The sequence below is a fragment of the Stenotrophomonas sp. YAU14A_MKIMI4_1 genome (assembly GCF_003086855.1).
GTDB lineage: Bacteria > Pseudomonadota > Gammaproteobacteria > Xanthomonadales > Xanthomonadaceae > Stenotrophomonas.
The window spans coordinates 3209056-3227233 of the sequence record NZ_CP025998.1 but is presented as its reverse complement, the minus strand read 5'-3'; the positions used below and the strand labels follow the sequence as shown (position 1 = coordinate 3227233).

At 67.4% G+C, this 18178-nt stretch carries 13 protein-coding genes and 1 riboswitch; of the genes, 7 read left to right on the top strand and 6 right to left on the bottom strand.

The window, feature by feature from the left end:
• Position 1 precedes the first annotated feature (1 nt).
• Positions 2-1378 carry an amino acid permease gene (locus C1931_RS14835; RefSeq protein ID WP_199913935.1) on the top strand — a complete coding sequence of 459 codons (1377 nt, stop codon included), beginning with the start codon at positions 2-4 and terminating at the stop codon, positions 1376-1378.
• 120 nt (positions 1379-1498) lie between these two features.
• Positions 1499-1909 carry a VOC family protein gene (locus C1931_RS14830; protein WP_005418291.1) on the top strand — a complete coding sequence of 137 codons (411 nt, stop codon included), beginning with the start codon at positions 1499-1501 and terminating at the stop codon, positions 1907-1909.
• A 291-nt stretch (positions 1910-2200) separates the two neighbouring features.
• Here the strand turns inward: C1931_RS14830 and gcvP are convergent, their stop codons facing one another.
• A complete protein-coding gene (gene gcvP / locus C1931_RS14825; RefSeq protein ID WP_108756883.1) occupies positions 2201-5068 on the bottom strand; it encodes an aminomethyl-transferring glycine dehydrogenase in 2868 nt (955 codons plus the stop codon).
• A 62-nt stretch (positions 5069-5130) separates the two neighbouring features.
• A riboswitch (glycine riboswitch) is annotated at positions 5131-5233 on the bottom strand.
• 299 nt (positions 5234-5532) lie between these two features.
• Here gcvP and C1931_RS14820 point away from each other — a divergent pair.
• Together C1931_RS14820 and C1931_RS14815 are read left to right on the top strand one after the other, a co-directional pair.
• The gene (locus C1931_RS14820) at positions 5533-6771 is read left to right on the top strand and encodes a multidrug effflux MFS transporter (protein ID WP_108756882.1); all 1239 of its coding nucleotides are present in this window, start codon (positions 5533-5535) and stop codon (positions 6769-6771) included.
• Positions 6772-6831: 60 nt separating this feature from the next.
• Positions 6832-7224, top strand: coding sequence for a hypothetical protein (locus tag C1931_RS14815; protein ID WP_108756881.1), 393 nt, complete (start codon positions 6832-6834; stop codon positions 7222-7224).
• A 78-nt stretch (positions 7225-7302) separates the two neighbouring features.
• On the opposite strand, the gene C1931_RS14810 is transcribed toward C1931_RS14815, so the two are convergent.
• From C1931_RS14810 to C1931_RS14795, 4 genes are all read right to left on the bottom strand, one after another.
• Positions 7303-9264 carry a M2 family metallopeptidase gene (locus C1931_RS14810; protein ID WP_108756880.1) on the bottom strand — a complete coding sequence of 654 codons (1962 nt, stop codon included), beginning with the start codon at positions 9262-9264 and terminating at the stop codon, positions 7303-7305.
• A 592-nt stretch (positions 9265-9856) separates the two neighbouring features.
• Positions 9857-11506: a phosphoethanolamine--lipid A transferase gene (locus C1931_RS14805; protein WP_108756879.1), complete on the bottom strand. Its 1650-nt coding sequence runs from the start codon at positions 11504-11506 to the stop codon at positions 9857-9859.
• On the bottom strand, positions 11503-12255 hold the full coding sequence (locus tag C1931_RS14800; RefSeq protein ID WP_108757778.1) for a phosphatase PAP2 family protein: 753 nt from the start codon (positions 12253-12255) through the stop codon (positions 11503-11505). Before C1931_RS14800 ends, C1931_RS14805 begins: the two co-directional genes overlap by 4 nt.
• 111 nt (positions 12256-12366) lie before the next feature.
• On the bottom strand, positions 12367-14070 hold the full coding sequence (locus C1931_RS14795) for a glycosyltransferase family 39 protein (protein ID WP_108756878.1): 1704 nt from the start codon (positions 14068-14070) through the stop codon (positions 12367-12369).
• 130 nt (positions 14071-14200) lie between these two features.
• Here C1931_RS14795 and C1931_RS14790 point away from each other — a divergent pair, with 130 nt between their 5' ends.
• The gene (locus C1931_RS14790) at positions 14201-14911 is read left to right on the top strand and encodes a response regulator transcription factor (RefSeq protein WP_108753815.1); all 711 of its coding nucleotides are present in this window, start codon (positions 14201-14203) and stop codon (positions 14909-14911) included.
• A complete protein-coding gene (locus C1931_RS14785; protein ID WP_108753814.1) occupies positions 14895-16181 on the top strand; it encodes a HAMP domain-containing sensor histidine kinase in 1287 nt (428 codons plus the stop codon). The genes C1931_RS14790 and C1931_RS14785 overlap by 17 nt, the downstream gene beginning before the upstream one ends.
• Positions 16182-16391: 210 nt before the next feature.
• On the opposite strand, the gene C1931_RS14780 is transcribed toward C1931_RS14785, so the two are convergent.
• Positions 16392-16781 carry a VOC family protein gene (locus C1931_RS14780; protein WP_108756877.1) on the bottom strand — a complete coding sequence of 130 codons (390 nt, stop codon included), beginning with the start codon at positions 16779-16781 and terminating at the stop codon, positions 16392-16394.
• A gap of 138 nt (positions 16782-16919) precedes the next feature.
• On the opposite strand from C1931_RS14780, the gene C1931_RS14775 reads away from it, so the two are divergent.
• Positions 16920-18170 carry a DUF819 family protein gene (locus C1931_RS14775; protein ID WP_108756876.1) on the top strand — a complete coding sequence of 417 codons (1251 nt, stop codon included), beginning with the start codon at positions 16920-16922 and terminating at the stop codon, positions 18168-18170.
• Positions 18171-18178: the final 8 nt, after the last annotated feature.

Below are 18178 nucleotides of genomic sequence, written 5' to 3'. Positions count from 1 at the left end.
CCTGCCGATGCCCGCCAACCCTTCTTCGACCGCTTCGTCCTCGCGCCTGGGCCATTCGCTCAAGCCGCGCCAGCTGATCATGATGGGCCTGGGCAGCGCGATCGGCGCCGGGCTGTTCCTGGGCTCCGGTGTGGGCGTGCAGGCGGCCGGGCCGGCGGTACTGGTGTCCTACCTGGTGGCCGGCGCGCTGGTGATCATCGTGATGAACGCCCTGGGCGAGATGGCCGCGGCCAAGCCGACCAGCGGTGCGTTCTCGGTGTATGCCGCCGATGCCATGGGTGCCACTGCCGGTGCCACCGTGGGCTGGCTGTGGTGGGTGCAGCTGGTGATCGTGATCGCTGCCGAGGCGGTGGGCGCGGCCGGGCTGCTGGCCACCGTCTGGCCGGCGGTACCGGTACCAATGGCTGCGCTGGCCTTCATGCTGTTCTTCACCGCCATCAACCTGTTGGGGGTGAAGAACTTCGGCGAGTTCGAGTTCTGGTTCGCCATCCTGAAAGTCGCCGCGATCCTGGCCTTCATCGCCATCGGCATCGCCCTGCTGATGGGCTGGCTGCCGCAGGTCACCTCGCCGGGGCTGAGCAACTTCACCCAGCACGGGGGCTTCGCGCCCAAGGGCCTGGCCGGTATCGGTGCGGCCCTGCTGGTGGTGGTGTTCGCCTTTGGCGGCACCGAGATCGTGGCGGTGGCCGCCGCGGAAACCGAAGACCCCGAGCGCAGCATCGCCCGCGCGATCCGTACCGTGGCCTGGCGCATCCTGGTGTTCTACATCGGTTCGCTCAGCGTCATCATCGCGGTGGTGCCGTGGAACAGCGAGTCGCTGAAATCGCCGTTTGCCGCCGTGCTGCAGGTCGCCAACATTCCGGGCGCGGCCACGGCCATCACCCTGATCGCGGTTATTGCCCTGCTGTCGGCGCTCAATGCCAACCTGTACGGCGCCTCGCGCATGATCTTCTCGCTGGCCCAGCGCCGCGAAGCGCCGGCCGTGCTGGGTTGGACCGACCCGCGCCAGGTGCCGGTGATCGCCGTGCTGGCCAGCGTGCTGTTCGGCTTTGCAGCGACCATCATGGAACTGCTGTTCCCGGACAAGGTGCTGCCGGTGCTGCTGAATATCGTCGGCTCCACCTGCCTGCTGGTATGGACGCTGTCGCTGGTCTCGCAGCTGGTGCTGCGCCGCCGTGCCGACCGCCTGGGCACGCGCCTGCCGTTCCGCATGGCCGGTTTCCCGTGGCTGACGGTGTGCGCGCTGGCCATCCTGGCGCTGATCTTCGGCCTGCTGCTCAGCGAAGCGCAGACCCGTCTGCAGTTCCTGTCCATGGTGGCGCTGACGGCGACCATCGCGGCCGGCAGCGCGATCGCACGGCGCCTGCGCGAGGCCTGACCGCCGCCATTGGATCGAAGCCGCCGGGCGTGGCCCGGCGCGACCGATACATGCTGCCTACATCTGCGGTGCGATCCTGATTGCCTGGGTCCTGAGCGACCCGTCGAACAGGAGCACCGCATGCTGCGCAGCCGTCCTTTCCTGATGTTCACCGGCCAGGCCGAGGCCGCCCTGGCGCTGTACGCCGAAGCCTTCGCCGATTTCCGCCTGCTGGCCCTGCAGCGCCACCCGGAAGGCGCCGGCGCGGGCGTGCCGGGGCAGGTGCGGCAGGCGATCTTCCTGCTGGGTGGCACCCACTACCTGTGCTTCGACAGCCTGGACGTGCACGATTTCACCTTCAGCCCGTCGATTTCGCTGTTCGTGGAATGTTCCGGCGCCGAGCAGTTCGAGCGTGCGGCGCGGGTGCTGGGCGAGGGCGGGCACTGGCTGATGCCGGTGGGCGATTACGATTTCAGCAACCGCTATGGCTGGGTGCAGGACCGCTTCGGCGTGTCGTGGCAGTTGAGCCTGGGGCAGATGCCGGACCCGTGATCGGATTATTGTGGGTGTGGACCGATCCTTGTGGGTGTGGACCTTGGTCCACACGCCCTTCAACAAACGGCCCGCTTGCGCGGGCCGTTCGCGGTGAAGCAGTCGAGCAAGCTCGACTCTACGTGCAGCACCGCTTCGGCGTGTCGTGGCAGTTGAGCCTGGGGCAGATGCCGGGCCCGTGAGTCCACGGCATCCACGCATGGCGTGGATCTACTCCAGGATGCCGGCAGTAGATCCACGCCATGCGTGGATGCAAACGAAAACGGCCCGCTTGCGCGGGCCGTTTGTCGATCATGCTTCGACTTCGTCGTCCTTGTAGGCATCGACCGGGATGCAGGCGCACATCACGTTCTTGTCGCCGTACACGTTGTCCACGCGTGCCACCGGCGGCCAGTACTTCTGCAGCTTCAGGCTGGGCAGCGGGAAAGCTGCCAGTTCGCGCGGGTAAGCGTGGGTCCACTCGCTGGCCGTCACCGCAGTGGCGGTGTGCGGGGCGTTCTTCAGCGGGTTGTCCTCGCGGTCCAGGCGGCCGTCTTCGATCGCACGGATTTCCTCGCGGATCTGGATCATCGCGTCGATGAAGCGGTCCAGCTCGTGCAGCGATTCGCTTTCGGTCGGTTCGACCATCAGCGTGCCGGCCACCGGGAAGCTCAGGGTGGGGGCATGGAAGCCGAAGTCGATCAGGCGCTTGGCCACGTCTTCGGCGCCCACGCCGCTGGTCTTCTCCAGCGGGCGCACGTCCAGGATGCACTCGTGTGCCACCAGGCCGTTGCGGCCGGTGTACAGGGTCTTGAAGTGCGGGGCCAGGCGCTTGGCGATGTAGTTGGCGTTGAGCTGCGCCACCTGGGTGGCCTTGCGCAGGCCTTCGGTGCCCATCATGGCGATGTACATCCAGCTGATCGGCAGGATCGAGGCGCTGCCGAAGCTGGCCGCGCTGACCATGCCGACCGGGCCGTTGTCACCCAGCTTGCCCGGCAGGAACGGGGCCAGGTGTTCCTTCACCGCGCACGGGCCCACGCCCGGGCCACCGCCGCCGTGCGGAATGCAGAAGGTCTTGTGCAGGTTCAGGTGGGACACGTCCGAACCCCACTTGCCCGGCTTGGCCACGCCCACCAGGGCGTTCATGTTGGCGCCGTCGGTGTACACCTGGCCGCCGTGCTGGTGGATGATCTCGCAGATCTCGACCACTTCCTCTTCGAACACGCCGTGCGTGGACGGGTAGGTGATCATGATCGCGGCCAGGCGGTCGCTGTACTTTTCGGCATTGACGCGGATGTCTTCAACATCGACGTTGCCGTTGGCATCGGTCTTGGTGACCACGACCTTCATGCCGCACATCTGCGCCGAGGCCGGGTTGGTGCCGTGCGCCGAATCCGGAATCAGGCAGATGTCGCGGTGGCCTTCGCCGCGCGAGCGGTGGTAGGCGCGAATGGCGAGCAGGCCGGCGTACTCACCCTGCGCGCCGGAGTTCGGCTGCAGGCTGACCGCATCGTAGCCGGTGCATTCCACCAGCATGGCTTCCAGCGATTCGATCAGTTCCTTGTAGCCCAGCGCCTGGTCGGCCGGCACCAGCGGGTGGATCTGCGAGAACTCCGGCCAGGTGACCGGGATCATTTCGGCGGTGGCGTTGAGCTTCATGGTGCACGAGCCCAGCGGGATCATCGTGCGGTCCATCGCCAGGTCCTTGTCGGCCAGCGAACGCAGGTAGCGCAGCAGTTCGTGCTCGCTGTGGTGGGTGTTGAACACCGGGTGGGTCAGGAACGCGGACTGGCGCAGCAGGCCGGCCGGCAGCGCGTCGGCGGTGCTGGCGTCCAGCGCTTCCACATCCAGGCCGGCACCGAACACGGCGGCCAGGGCCACGATGTCGGCGCGGGTGGTGGTCTCGTCCAGGCTGATGCCCACCGAATCGCTGTCGATCGCGCGCAGGTTGTAGCCGGCGGCACGTGCCTTGGCGTGGATCTCATCGGCGTGCACGCCGGTGATGTGCAGGGTGTCGAAGAAGTCGCCACCGACCTGCACGCCGGCGTTGCGCAGCGCCGCGGCCAGGATCGAGGCCAGGCGGTGGGTGCGGCGGGCGATGCGGGTCAGGCCATCCGGGCCGTGGTAGACGGCGTACATGGACGCCATCACCGCCAGCAGCACCTGCGCGGTGCAGATGTTGGAGGTGGCCTTCTCGCGGCGGATGTGCTGCTCGCGGGTCTGCAGGGTCAGGCGGTAGGCCGGGTTGCCCTGCGCATCGATGGACACGCCGATCAGGCGGCCCGGCATCGAGCGCTTGTAGGCATCGCGGCAGGCCATGAAGGCCGCATGCGGGCCACCGAAGCCGAACGGCACGCCAAAGCGCTGGCTGTTGCCGACCACGATGTCCGCGCCCCATTCGCCCGGGGCGGCCAGCAGGGTCAGCGCCAGCAGGTCGGTGGCCACGGCCACCAGGCCGCCACGCGCGTGCACGGCATCGACCAGCGCCTTGTAGTCGCCCACCTGGCCGAAGGTGTCCGGGTACTGCAGCAGCAGGCCGAAGGCTTCGGCTTCCAGTGCTTCGGCCGGGGTGCCCACGCGCAGCACGATGCCCATCGGCTCGGCGCGCGTGCGCAGCAGTTCCAGGGTCTGCGGGTGCACGGCGTCGTGCACGAAGAAGGTGTCCGACTTCGACTTGGCCGAACGCTTGGCCAGGGTCATCGCTTCAGCGGCGGCGGTGGCTTCGTCCAGCAGCGAGGCGTTGGCGATCTCCATGCCGGTCAGGTCGGCGCACAGGGTCTGGAAGTTGATCAGCGCTTCCATGCGGCCCTGCGAGATTTCCGCCTGGTAGGGGGTGTAGGCGGTGTACCAGGCCGGGTTTTCCAGGATGTTGCGCAGGATCACGTTCGGCGTGTGGGTGCCGTAGTAGCCCTGGCCGATGAAGCTGCGCAGCACGGTGTTCTTGTCGGCGATCGCACGGATCTTGGCCAGTGCCTGCACTTCGGTGATCGATTCGGGCAGGGCCAGCGGCGCGGGCGACTTGATCTTCGCCGGCACGATGGCATCGGTCATCGCATCCAGCGTGGCGTGGCCGACCACGTCGAGCATCTGCGCGATCTCGGCGTCGTTGGGGCCGATGTGGCGTTCAACGAACGCGCTGTGGTGCTCGAGCTCACGCAGGGAGGGGGTGTTCTGGGACATGGCGAAGGATCCGTCAGGGAAGGGCACACGCACGGGCACAAGCCGCCGGTCGGCGGTCTGCGGGGCGCCCCTCTGTCCTTTTGCCTGAGAGTTTAGAAGCGCGGAAAACCGCAGCTTCGTGCCCCTTCGGCGCCGGATCGAACCGGTCTCTCCAGAGTTGTGTTACGGGTGGTATCGGGCCTGAGCGATTACGGGCGTTGCGCCTTCGGCAGCGGTGTTCCGCTTCTCCCACCGTGTTGCCCGCCGATTATAGCCGGTTGCCGGGCTGGCGCAGTGGGTCGCGGCCGCGTTGACGGGGCTGAATGGAGGATGGCCCTGACCGTGACCGGCCGCGTTCATCCATGGCGCCGGCAGGCCCGGGCGCCTATCATGGTCGGACTCTCGTATTCATCTGGCGCCGTCCCTGCCACGGGGAAGCGGCGCCTGCCGTGCATGCTGCGCACGGCCCTGCCGGACGCCCGCCGATGACCGCCGCTGTTGCACCTTCCACCCGTCGCATGGCTCTGCTGCTGGCCGGCCTGGCCATGTTCGGGCCGTTCTCCATCGACACCATCTTCCCGGCCTTCCCGCAGCTGGCCCAGCGCCTGGCCGTGGATGAAGTGGCGGTGCAGCAGACCATCAGCGTGTACCTGCTGTTCTACGGCCTGATGAGCCTGGCCCACGGCCCGCTGTCCGACGCCTGGGGGCGCAAGCGGGTGATCCTGGGCGGCCTGGTGGTGTTCGTCGGCGCCTCGGTGGGCTGCGCGCTGTCCACCGATCTGAGCACGCTTCTGGTGTTCCGCGCCGTGCAGGGCCTGTCGGCCGGTGTGGGCATGATCGTCGGCCGCGCGGTCATCCGCGATCTGTACCACGGCCATGACGCGCAGCGGCTGATGAGCCAGGTGTCCATGCTGTTCGGCATCGCCCCGGCCATCGCACCGATCATCGGCGGCTGGATCCTGCTCAGCGGCGCCGGCTGGCCGCTGATCTTCTGGTTCCTGGTGGTGTTCTCGCTGCTGCTGCTGGTGGCCACGGCGCGTTTCCTGCCCGAAACCCACCCCGTGGACGCCCGCGTACCGCTGTCCCCGCGCGGCCTGCTGCGCGACTACGTGCGCATCGGCTTCAACCCGCGCTTCCTGCGCCTGGCGCTGGCCGGCAGCATCAACTTCGGCGGCATCTTCCTGTACATCGCCTCGGCGCCGGTGTTCGTGATGCAGCACCTGCACCTGGGCGAAGGTGGCTTTGCCTGGTTGTTCATCCCCACCATCGGCGGCATGACCCTGGGCTCGTTCCTGTCCGGGCGCATGGCCGGGCGTACCCTGCCGACCCGCCAGATCAGCATCGGTTTCACCCTGTGCGCGCTGTCGGCGCTGCTGAACATCGGTTACGTGGCGCTGGCGCCGCAGCTGGCGCTGCCCTGGGCGGTGCTGCCGATCTTCCTGGGCGGCACCGGCATGGCGCTGATCTTCCCGATCCTGGCCCTGGCGGTGCTGGATATGTACCCGCACCAGCGCGGCCTGGCCTCGTCGCTGCAGGCCTTCGTGCAGCTGATGATCAGCACCGTGGTGGCCGGCGTGGTCTCGCCGCTGCTCAGTGCCAGCCCCCTGCACCTGGCGCTGGGCCAGGCCGGTTTCTTCGCCGCCGGCTTCGTGTTCTGGTACTGGGAACACCTGCGCCAGCGCACCCTGCAGGCACCTGTCCAGGAGCAGCCGCCGCTGGCGTGAAGCGGCGCGGCGGCCGGGCTGGGTTATTCTTGCGCCCCCTTGCTGTGCGATACGACCCCCATGTCCACCACGTCCAAGATCCGCCGCGACCAGCGTCGCCGCCAGGAAAAGCAGGCTGCCAACAAGGCGGCGGCCACCGCTTCGCCGGTCGAACCGCATGCCGAACTACGCGATCCGCAGCGTGCCCTGCTGGCCGGCGTGGTCCGCCGCGATGGCGAATGGGTGCTGGGCATGGATGGCCGCATTGCCGGCCAGACCCACAGCGCCGCGCACGTGCTGGCCATGATCATGCAGGCCGGTGAGCTGCACGAGCGCAATGGCACGCCGGTGCGCCTGATCTATTCCGATGCGCTGCGCGATGCGGCGCAGGCCGAAGTGCAGGAGAAGGGGCAGACCTTCGACGAGTTCAAGGCCGAGCTGGCCGCGGTGATGGCGGCGAAGAAGGGCAGCTGATCGTGCATTGCGGTAGCGCCGGGCCATGCCCGGCGAGAATGAAAGGGGCGGATCCTCGCGGATCCGCCCCTTTCCGTTTTACTTCGCCGGCGCCGCGCTGGCCTGCCAGCCGCACATCTGGCCTTCGTTCTGCTGCTTCAGCCACTCGTTGACCGGGGTGAAGTACTCGATCATCGGGCCGGCATCGAGCTTGTCGCTGCCGGTCAGCTCCTTCAGCGTGGCCTGCCACGGCTGGCTGGCACCCTTGCTCAGCATCGCCCAGTACTTCTGCCCGGCTTCCTTGTTGCCGTAGAAGGTGCACTCATGCAGCGGGCCCTTGTAGCCGGCCGCATCGCACAGGCCCTTGTAGAACTGGAACTGCAGGATGCGGGCCAGGAAGTAGCGGGTGTACGGGGTGTTGCCCGGCACGTGGTACTTGGCGCCCGGATCGAAGAACTCCTCACCGCGCGCGCTGGCCGGGGCCACGCCCTGGTACTTGGCCTTCAGGTCCCACCAGGCCTTGTTGTAGTTGTCCGCGGTGATCGAACCGTCGAACACGCCCCAGCGCCAGCGGTCGATCATCAGGCCGAACGGCAGGAACGAAACGCCCGACAGCGCCATGCGCATCTGGTTGTTGATCACCGCTTCGCGGCTTTCGGTCGGGGCATCGACCAGGCCGATCGAGCTGAGGTACTTGGGCGTCATCGCCAGCACGATGGTGTCGCCGATCGCTTCGTGGAAGCCATCATTGGCACCGCCCTGGAACAGCGGCGGCAGCGGGTTGTAGGCCAGATCGTAATAGATGTGGCCCAGCTCGTGGTAGATGGTGGTGAAGTTCTCTTCGTTGGGCTTGATGCACATCTTGGTGCGCACATCGCCTTCCATGTTCATGTCCCAGGCGCTGGCGTGGCAGACCACGTCGCGGTCGTCGGGCTTGATGAACTGGGTCTTGTCCCAGTACGACTGCGGCAGCGAAGGCATGCCCAGCGAGACGTAGAAGTCCTGGGCGCGTTCGGTCATCTGCCGTGCGGTGCGCAGCTCGGCTTCACGCTGTGCCTTGTAGCGCGCCGTCACATCGGCGTCCTTGCCGGCCTTGTCCAGCGCCGCGCTCAGGTTGGTCTGGTACTGCTTTTCCAGCGCGGCGGTGATGTCCAGGCTGCCGGCACCGGGGTAGGGTTCCAGCTGGTCCCACAGGTTCGACCAGTCCTGCTGCCACATGTTGCCCAGCAGGTGCGCGGCGATCAGGCCGTTGCCCACTTCGGCCTTGTCCTTGCCATAGGTCTTGTCCAGCTTGCCGCGGGTGTAGCAGTGCAGCTGCTCGTACATCGGCTTGACCTGTTCCCACAGGCGGTCGGTTTCCGGCCCGATCTGCTCAGGCGGCATGTCGTAGCCGCTGCGCCACATCTGCCCGGCATCGCTGAAGCCCATGCCCTTGGCGCCTTCGTTCACCAGGCTGACGAACTGCTGGTAGTCGCCGCGCATGCCTTTGGTGGTGCTGTGCCAGCCCTGCCAGGCGTCCAGTTGCTTGTCATAGTCGCGGCTGCGCGACAGCACCTGTTCCAGGTCGCCCAGCTGGCGGCAGGAGGCCGGATCGTTGGCGTCGGTGCAGTACTTGCCGGCGCCGTAGCTGCCTTCCATGCGGGTGGCGATCTGGGTCAGCTGGGCCAGCTTGGCGGCATCGCGCGGTGCCGGCATCGACGACATCAGCTTCAGCAGGTGGATGGCGCGCTTGCTGTCTTCGCTCATCGGCTGGCCTTCGAACTTGGCGGCCTGTTCGATCCAGCTGTTGAGCTGGGTCAGCGAGCGTTCGTTGGCCTTGGCGGCGATGCGTTCGGAATCGCTGTTGATGTAGGTGGACGACAGCCACTGCGCCGAGGTCATCTCGGGGTAGGCGGCCTTGTATTCAGCGTTGATGCGGGCAACGAACTGGTCGGCGGTTTCCCCGGCCGGCGCGCTGGGGGCGGCGGCTTCAGAACCGGGGGTAGCTTCCTTCTTGCAGGCAACCAGGGCCAGCGTGGCGGCGGCGATTGCCGAGGCCAGCAGCAGATGGCGGTGTTTCACGGGTAGTCCTTGGGTGGTGAACGACGGCCGAAGGCTAGTGGGCGGCCGCAGCCACCGCAAGTGGCAAATGTCCGGCAGGGCTGCGCCCTGCACCCGCTCAATGCAACGGCAACGGCAACGGCAAAGGCAACGGCAACGTCAAAAGCTGGGTATCCGTGGGGTGGCGGGGTGGGTCCGGTCGAGGGGGACGCCGTAAATACATCCATGTAGGCTCGGTCGCGCCATCCATGGCGCTCACGCCCCCTCGACCGGACCCACCCCACCTTCGACAGTTTCCTGCGTTCTGTCGGAATGACTGGGTCGGATCCCGTTGCTGCGCAACGGGCTCTGACCCCAGATTTATTTGGATATCCGACAGATTTCATCCACGCATGGCGTGGATCTACTGACCACCGGCTAACTGTCAGAGGTGGGGCGGTGTCGGATTGCGGGGTGTCCGCGGCATGGGTGCCGCGGCCAAGCCTACACGGACGTACTTGCGGCGTCCCCGCAATCCGACACCGCCCCGCCACCCCACGGATACCCCGCTTTTGACGTTGACGTTGACGTTGATTCGGCAGGTGCAGGGCTGCAAGCCCTGCCACAAATACCCCTACCGCGCGCAGTTGGCGAATACGTCGCGGTCGCGTTCGTACAGTGCGGTCTTCACCTGCATCAGCCCCAGCACCGAGGGGAACAGATTGTCATGGTCGGTGTATGCCACCGCGCGCTTGCGCACGCACTGCAGATCCAATCCACGGCTGCGGGCGAAGCCCGGCGAGAACCACATCGTCATTGGCACCCGGGTCTGCTCGGCCGGCGCGATCGCGTAGGGCACGCCATGCAGGAACAAGCCCTTTTCGCCCAGTGATTCACCATGGTCGGACAGGTAGATCATCGCCGTGTCGTAGTCATCCAGCCCCTGCAGCGTGCCGATCGTCCGGGCCAGGAAATGATCGGTGTAGAGCACCGCATTGTCGTAGCTGTTGGTGATCTGTTCGCGGCTGCACTGGCCGATGTCACGGGTGTCGCAGGTCGGGGTGAAGCGGCGGAACGCGGCAGGGTAGCGCTCGAAATACGCTGGCCCATGGTTGCCGAGCTGGTGCAGCACCACCACCCGGTCGCCGGGCTTTGCGCGCACCTGCGTGGCCAGGTCCTGCAGCAGGATTTCATCCATGCAGCGGCCATCCGCGCACAGCCCCGGCGTGGTCGCATCGGCCAGCGACTGGAACTGCAGACCTTCGCATACGCCCTTGCAGCCCGATTGGTTGTCACGCCACAACGGGGTGATGCCGGCGCGGTTCAGTACGTGCAGCAGCGACTGGTGCGCGCGGATCTTCTTCTCGTCGTAGTCGTGCCGGCCCCAGGGCGAGTACATGCACGGCAGCGAGACTTCGGTGCTGGTGCCGCACGAATGCATGTCGGGAAAATTGATCACCGGCGCCTGGGCCAGTTCGGGCGTGGTGTTGCGGCCGCCGTTGAGGCCCCAGTCCTGCGCACGCAGCGTTTCTCCCATCACGATCACCAGCAACCGCGGCTTGCTGGTCGGCGCGCGTGGCGTCGCCATGGCGTCGGTGCCGATCGGCAGCTTCGGCGCGCGCTGCACCGGGTTGTCGCTGCGCAGTGCGCGCGGCAGGCCCAACATCACGTTCGCCGGCGTGGCCAGGTAGCGCACTTCGCGCTGGTTGCGCATCAGTGCCGACACATCCTGGAACGACAACAATGCACCGCCCAGCGCGGTTGCCGCTGCCAGCAGCAGGAAGCCCGCGCGCCACAGCAGCGTGCGGGTCCAGCTTCGGCTGCGCAGCTGCACGCGCCACAGCAGCAGCATCGGCACCGCCGCCAGCCACAGCAGCGGCCACAGCAGCGAAGCGGTCATCAGCTCACGGCTTTCCTTCGGGTCCGTGGCCAGTACGTTGCGCAGCATGTCCGCATCCAGATAGATGTGGTAGCGCCCCATGTAGTGCGCGGCGAGCGCGGTGACCAGCAACAGCAGGCTGACCATCACCTTGGCGTTCCAGCGCCACACAAGCAGCCCCAGCAGCACGCCATGCGCGCCCAGGAGCAACAGCAGCAGCGAAAGTGCATAGCGCAGGCTGCCGGGGTGGCTGGCCATCGCGCTGTGCCAGAACAGCCCGTTGCCTGCGACGGCGAAGAACAGGCAGGCCAGCGCGATCAGCGCTTCGGTGGACAGCAGCGGCCGCCACTGCAGCAGCGATGCCAGCGCGGGAAGGCGCGGCGAGCGTTCAACCGATGCGTTCATGCCTGTGCCTCCTGCCGGCGCGGGCGCGCCAGCCAGCGCTGCACGCCCAGGAAAAGCCCGAGCGAGAGCAGCCAGCACAGCAGCGCGGTGGCGACATCGTGCGAGAGGAAGTGCGCACCGCGCAGCTGCTGGCTGATGCCGAACACCAGCCCGGCGGCCAGGCCGATGCCCAGCCCCACCCAGCGCCAGCTGGGGCGCCAGAGCAGGGCGAAGAAGTACAGGCACAGCCATGCATAACCGGCACTGGCGTGGCCGGCGGGGAAGCAGGCACGCGCCGGCATGCCCTGCGGGCGGTGACTGAACAGACCCACGAAGGCATCGTGGCCGCCGTAGCGCAGCAGGTCCCACGGGCAGTCCATCGGCACCAGCGCCTTCAGCAGCGATACCAGCCCGGTGCCCAGTGCGACGGCGGCCACCACGTACAACAGCGCACAGCGCAGCGTGCGGTCACGCCCGCGGCGCCAGTGGTGGAAGCACAGCAGGATGGCGACCAGCGCGGCCAGGGTGCTCAGCCACTTGCCGCCCTGGTGCACCGCCACGCGGGTCAGCCAGGCTTCCTGCAGGGCCCAATGCCCGCCCTGCAGTTGGTACAGGTGATCGGCCAGCCACTGGTCCCCGCCGAAGCCCATCAGCAGGGCGAACGCTGGAATGCCAATGGCCAACGGCAGCCACAGATGGGTCAGCGCGAAGCGCGAGCCCAGCCGTGATGGGGCAATCGCGAGTGCGGGGGCAAGAGGATGTGCGGGCATGCGGGCCGGTGCCGTGGCGGGAATCGCGGCCATGCTGGTCAGCAACGTGTCGGAGAAGGGTCGGACCGGTGTTGCCGACCGGTTAATCTGCCGGCGCCGGCCGTGATCCGTTCAGTCTTCCTCCTGCGACATCCCGACCGTTGCCGCATGGCAATCCACGTTCCAGGCCGTACCTGGCAGCAGCAACCAGTGATTGCGGTTGGCCACGCCAATATCGACCACCTGCGCGCGGTCCACGCAGGGGCTCATGGCCTGGTCCAGCACCAGTACCCAGCGTGTGTGCGGGGCTTGCGCCAGCCACGGCCCCGCGTAGTGCCACTGCTCGTCCCAAGGGCGCTTGAAGCCGAACTCCTGCACCGGCCGATCGGCCTGCAACAGGTTCTGCTCCCGCCAGGCAACCATCGCCAGTTCGGCATCGGGCCCGATCCGCTGGCCAACCCGTTGCATCACCGCCGAAGCCGAGGCGAAGGGATCCAGCGCCGGAATCAGCAGGCCGCCGTACAGCAGCCACAGCAGGCCATGGCTGAGCAGCACCAACAGACCTGCGCGGCGCACCCGCAGCCACACGGCCAGCGTTGCCACGGCGATGGCGAAGCTCAACAGCCCTTGTCCCAGCACCGGCAGCAACGTCTCGGGCATCGCCCGTCGTGCCAGTTGTGCCTGCGCCCATGCGCTGTCGCTCATCAGCAGCACGCCCAGCGTACCGGTGCACAGCATCAGCGCGGCGCTGTAGCCGAACAGGTAACGCCGCACCCACACCAGGCGCAGCAGGCCCGGCAGCAGTGGCGCAACCGCCAGCGCCAGCGCTGGCAGCATGGGAAGCACATAGACCTCACGCTTGCCGGGGCTGGCGCTGAAGAACACCAGGACCAGCACCGCCCATCCCAACAGCAGCCAATGGCGCAGGTCGCCGCGGCGCAGGCGTCGCCACCACGGCCGCAGCAGCCAGGGCAACAGCAGGCTGCCGGGCAGCCACAGCGTGGCCATCACCTGCAGGTAGTACCAGACCGGTTGCCGGTGGTGCCACGCGTTGGCGTATCGCGTGCCGGTCTGTTTGAAGAGAAGCTCATGCGCATACGACTGCAATGCGGTGCTGGGCTCATGCAGCAGGGCCCAGCCCAGCGGCGCCAGCCAGACGGCCGTGCCCAGCAGGAAGGCCGGCAGCAACCACAGCAGGGTGGCCGGGTGCGGGCCGTCCACGGCCCGTCCCAAGTGGCGCCGGTGCAGCCGCCAGCCAAGCCAGGGGAGCACGATCAGCAGCGGCAGGAAGCCCACGCCCTTGGTCACCGTGCCGACGCCGGCGGCGGCACCGGCCAGCCACAACGCAGGCAGGTTGCGGCGTTCGCACAGATGGCGCAGCAGGCCCCACAGGGCGAGCGTGGTCATGGCCACCAGTACCATGTCGATCTGCGCACGCTTGGCCATCAGGCCGAACTGCAGAGTGCAGAACAGCGCGGCCACCGCGTACAGCGCATGCCGGGGCGACCACAACCGCCGGGCCAGGTCCGCCACCAGCCACAACGTCAGCAGCGCCGCCAGCAGCGACGGCAGCAGGAACGACCACTGCCAGCTTCCCACCAGCTGGTGCGCGGCCGCCTGCAACCACATGAACACCGGGGGTTTTTCCGCATACAGTTCGACCCCGCGATGGGGCAGCAGCCACTGCCCGCTTTCGACCATGCTGCGGGCCGCCAGTACGAAGCGCGGTTCATCCGGCGGCTGCGCCTGGCGCAGCCCCAAACCAGCCGCAAGGGCAACGGCAACCAGCAGCCACAGCAGGGGGTGCAGCCAACGGCGGGGCAGGGCGTCGGGCACGGCAGGCTCCGGGGCAAAAGCCACAGGCTGCGCTTGGCGGCGTGGGAAACCTGTCGGAAGGGCGCCATCCCGACCGCTTTCCGACACGGGCACGGCTACCATGGGGCCAGTTCCCGTGGATCCGCTACGCATGCGCCTGTTGGTGATCGAAGACAACCGTCAGCTGGTGGCCAATCTGTTCGACTACTTCGAGTCGCGCGGGCACGTGCTGGATGTGGCCCCCGATGGCATCACCGGGCTGCACCTGGCCGGCAGCCATCCCTACGATGCGGTCATCCTGGACTGGATGCTGCCGCGCATGGAGGGTCCGGAAGTGCTGCGCCGCCTGCGCAGCGAGCACGGTTCGGAAGTGCCGGTCATCATGCTGACCGCCCGTGATGAACTGCCCGACAAGATCGCCGGCTTCCGCGCTGGCGCCGACGACTACCTGACCAAGCCCTTCGCCCTGCCGGAACTGGAGGTGCGGCTGGAGGCGCTGCTGCTGCGGGCCCAGGGCCGCAATCCGCGCAAGCGCCTGCAGGTGGCCGATCTGGTGCTGGACCTGGCCACCCTGGAAGCGCAGCGTGGCGGACAGGCACTGCACCTGTATCCGGCGTGCCGCAAGCTGCTGGAAGTGCTGATGCGCGCCAGCCCCGGTGCGGTAACCCGGCAGCAACTGGAATTCGCCCTGTGGGGCGATGAACCGCCCGATGGGGACCTGCTGCGCTCGCACGTGTATGAGCTGCGCCGCAGCGTGGACGGTCCCTTCGCCGACAAGCTGATCCACACCCTGCCGCGGGTGGGCTATCGCCTGGCTGCGAGCCCGGCGGCAGAGGACGACAGCAATGCCCCGCGCGCGTAAGCCCGGCCCGCTGTACCGGCGCGTGGTGTGGTGGCTGCTGGGCTACCTGGCGCTGCTGTCGCTGGCGGTGTTCAGCGTCGGCAACTACGTGCACGAGCATGCCGAACATGCCGCCTGGCGTGCGCTGCTCAATTCCGAACTGGACAGCATCCTGGAACACACCCGGCATGAGCCGGACTATCACTGGCAGGATTCGGACACGCTCAGCCTGTACCGGTTCGGCCAGCCCGACCTGCCTGAGAGCGTGCGCACGCTGCATCCTGGGCTGCATGACGGTGTGCTGATCGACGACCGCGAAACGGCCGTCATGGTGCGCGATACGCCCACCCTGGGCCGCGTGGCGCTGGCGCTGGACATCACCGATTTCCACGACCTGGAACAGTTCGCAACACGCTGGGTGATGCTGGCCGGCATCATCATGATCTTCGTCACCGTGATGATGGCCTCCTTCGGCATGGAGCGCATGGTGCGGCCGTTGAGCCTGCTGGCGCGCAACATCGGCGCGCTGCGCCCCGGCGAGCAGGGCCAGCGCATCGAGGTGGATCCGCGTGGCAGCTCCGAGCTGCACACCATCGCCGATGCCTTGAACGATTACCTGGACCGCAATGAACAGTTCGTCGAGCGCGAACGGGTGTTCATCAGCACGGCCAGCCATGAACTGCGCACGCCGATTGCGGTCGTGACCGGCGCGGCCGAACTGGCACTGGAGCAGCCCGGCCTGCCCGAGCGCGCGCGCCAGCAGATGCAGCGGGTGCTGCGCACCGCGCAGGGCGTGGAAGAGCTGATCGAACTGCTGCTGGTGCTGGCGCGCGACCCGGCGCGGTTGAGCTCGCGTGCCGAGCGCATCGCGCTGGACCAGTTGCTGCCGGAGATCGTCGACGACCATCGCCACCTGCTGGGCGACAAGGACCTGAGCATCGGCATCCAGGCGGCGGCGGTGGATATCGTTGCGCCGCTGGCGGTGGTGCAGGCGGCCATCGGCAACCTGCTGCGCAACGCCATCGAGAACAGCGGGCGCGGCCACATCGCGCTGAGCCTGGACGCGCAGGCCGTGCTGACCCTGCAGGACCCGGGGCACGGCATGAGCCCGGAAGAAATCGCCGCGATCCATGCGCGCCTGGCCCGCGGTGAGCGCGCCGACCGCGGTGGCATCGGCCTGGAACTGATTGCCCGTCTCTGCGAGCACCTGGGCTGGACGCTGCAGTTCCAGCCCTGTGAACCACGCGGCACCCGGGTCACGCTCGACTTCGCCGCATCGCGGCCGGCCTGATCAGAACGCCTGGCAGGTGCCAACCCCGGTTGGCACGTCGGTCCCTGGTAGGTGCCAACCTTGGTTGGCACGCCAGTCCCCGGTAGGTGCCAACCTTGGTTGGCACGCCAGTCCCCGGTAGGTGCCAACCTTGGTTGGCACGCTGTGCGTCGACCAAGGTCGACGCCTACCAAAGCGGATTGCCGCCCGGCCGCCGCCAACCGGCGCGGATTACCGCGTTCTCGGCCGCGGCACGTGCTGGTCGATCAGGATCACGTTGCCATCCGGGTCGGCCAGCTGCACATAGCCCGTTCCCTGTCCATCCGGGTCGGTGCGCACGGCCAGTTTGATCCCTTTGCCTTCAATGGCCGCCTGCAGCTCGCGCACGTCCTGGAAGTCGGCCAGTTCCTGCTTGTGCTGGTCCCAACCCGGGTTGAAGGTCAGCAGGTTGCCTTCGAACATGCCCTGGAACAGCCCGATCACGATGCCGTCGTTGCGCAGCACCAGCCAGTTCTGGCTGGCATCGCCGCCGGTCACCGAAAATCCCAGTGCCTCGTAGAACGACCGCGAGGCAGCCAGGTCCTTCACCGACAGGCTGACTGAAAAAGCACCCAGTTGCATGGCACAGGCTCCGTTGTGGAAGGGCAGGGTGGCCGGCACTGCAGCATGACCCTGCGTGAAGAGGATGTTAACCTCGGGCCGTGCCGCACCGATGCGGCACTTCTTTTTTCCACGCCCTTTCGATCGACAGAGGATCCCATGCCGACCGAACCCGCTACCGCGCTGATCACCAGCGATATCGTAGGCCTTGGCCTGATTGCTGCCACCCTGGCCCTGATCTTCTGGGCCGCCAGTGGCCCCACCCCGCTGCTGAAGAAGATCTTCGCCTGGGTGCCGGCCCTGCTGCTGTGCTACTTCATTCCGGCCATCTACAACACCGTTGGGCTGATCGATGGCCACAACACCGCCCTGTACAACCCGATCGCCCGTGACGTGCTGCTGCCGGCAGCGCTGGTGCTGCTGACGCTGTCGATCGACCTGAAAGGCATCGCCAAGCTCGGCCCGAAGCTGATCCTGGTGTTCTGCGCCGGTACGGCAGGCATCATGCTCGGTGCCATCGTGTCCTTCCAGGTGATGAAGTTTATCCATCCGGAAACCGTGGCCGGCGATACCTGGGCGGGAATGGCCGCGCTGGCGGGCAGCTGGATCGGTGGCGGCGCCAACATGGTGGCCATGCGCGAGATCTTCGGCACCGACGCCACCACCTTCGGCCAGTTCGCCGTGGTCGATGTGGCCTGCGCCAGCCTGTGGATGGCCATCCTGCTGTTCCTGGCCAACCGTGCGCAGCAGATCGACACCCGCAGCGGTGCTGATACCCGCGCCATCGATGAGATGAAGGCGCGTATCAGTGCCTATGAAGCGCAGAACTCGCGCATTCCCACCCTCACCGACCTGATGGTGATCGTCGGCGTGGCGCTGGGCGGGGTGGGGCTGGCACATGCCATTGCCGCGCAGCTGGCCGCCTGGTTCAAGGCCAACGTCGGCTGGTCCAGCCAGTTCAGCCTGGACAGCCAGTTCGTGTGGGTGGTGCTGCTGTCCACCGCCTTCGGCCTGGGCCTGAGCTTCACCCGCGCACGGCGCCTGGAATCGGCTGGTGCATCGCGCCTGGGCACCGTGTTCCTGTACTTCCTGATTGCCTGCATCGGCATGCAGATGGACCTGCTGTCGCTGCTGGATCGCCCCTGGCTGTTCGTCCTGGGCCTGATCTGGATGGCCACCCACGTGCTGGTGCTGTGGATCGTGGCACGCCTGGTGCGCGCACCGCTGTTCTTCTTCGGTGTCGGCTCGATGGGCAATATTGGCGCGGCCGCATCGGCGCCGGTGGTGGCCGCTGCGTTCCATCCGTCGCTGGCGCCGGTGGGCGTGCTGTTGGGAACGGTGGGCTATGCCACCGGCACCGGCCTGGCCTACGTCACCGGCTTGATCCTGAAGGCGATGGCGGGCGCGTAACCGGCCGG

Coding starts and splice junctions, on each gene's coding strand:
- C1931_RS14790 (WP_108753815.1), top strand. CDS start 14,201: ATGCGCCTGTTGGTGATCGAAGACAACCGTCAGCTGGTGGCCAATCTG.
- C1931_RS14820 (WP_108756882.1), top strand. CDS start 5,533: ATGACCGCCGCTGTTGCACCTTCCACCCGTCGCATGGCTCTGCTGCTG.
- C1931_RS14800 (WP_108757778.1), bottom strand. CDS start 12,255: ATGCCCGCACATCCTCTTGCCCCCGCACTCGCGATTGCCCCATCACGG.
- C1931_RS14780 (WP_108756877.1), bottom strand. CDS start 16,781: ATGCAACTGGGTGCTTTTTCAGTCAGCCTGTCGGTGAAGGACCTGGCT.
- C1931_RS14775 (WP_108756876.1), top strand. CDS start 16,920: ATGCCGACCGAACCCGCTACCGCGCTGATCACCAGCGATATCGTAGGC.
- C1931_RS14785 (WP_108753814.1), top strand. CDS start 14,895: ATGCCCCGCGCGCGTAAGCCCGGCCCGCTGTACCGGCGCGTGGTGTGG.
- C1931_RS14805 (WP_108756879.1), bottom strand. CDS start 11,506: ATGAACGCATCGGTTGAACGCTCGCCGCGCCTTCCCGCGCTGGCATCG.
- gcvP (WP_108756883.1), bottom strand. CDS start 5,068: ATGTCCCAGAACACCCCCTCCCTGCGTGAGCTCGAGCACCACAGCGCG.
- C1931_RS14815 (WP_108756881.1), top strand. CDS start 6,832: ATGTCCACCACGTCCAAGATCCGCCGCGACCAGCGTCGCCGCCAGGAA.
- C1931_RS14830 (WP_005418291.1), top strand. CDS start 1,499: ATGCTGCGCAGCCGTCCTTTCCTGATGTTCACCGGCCAGGCCGAGGCC.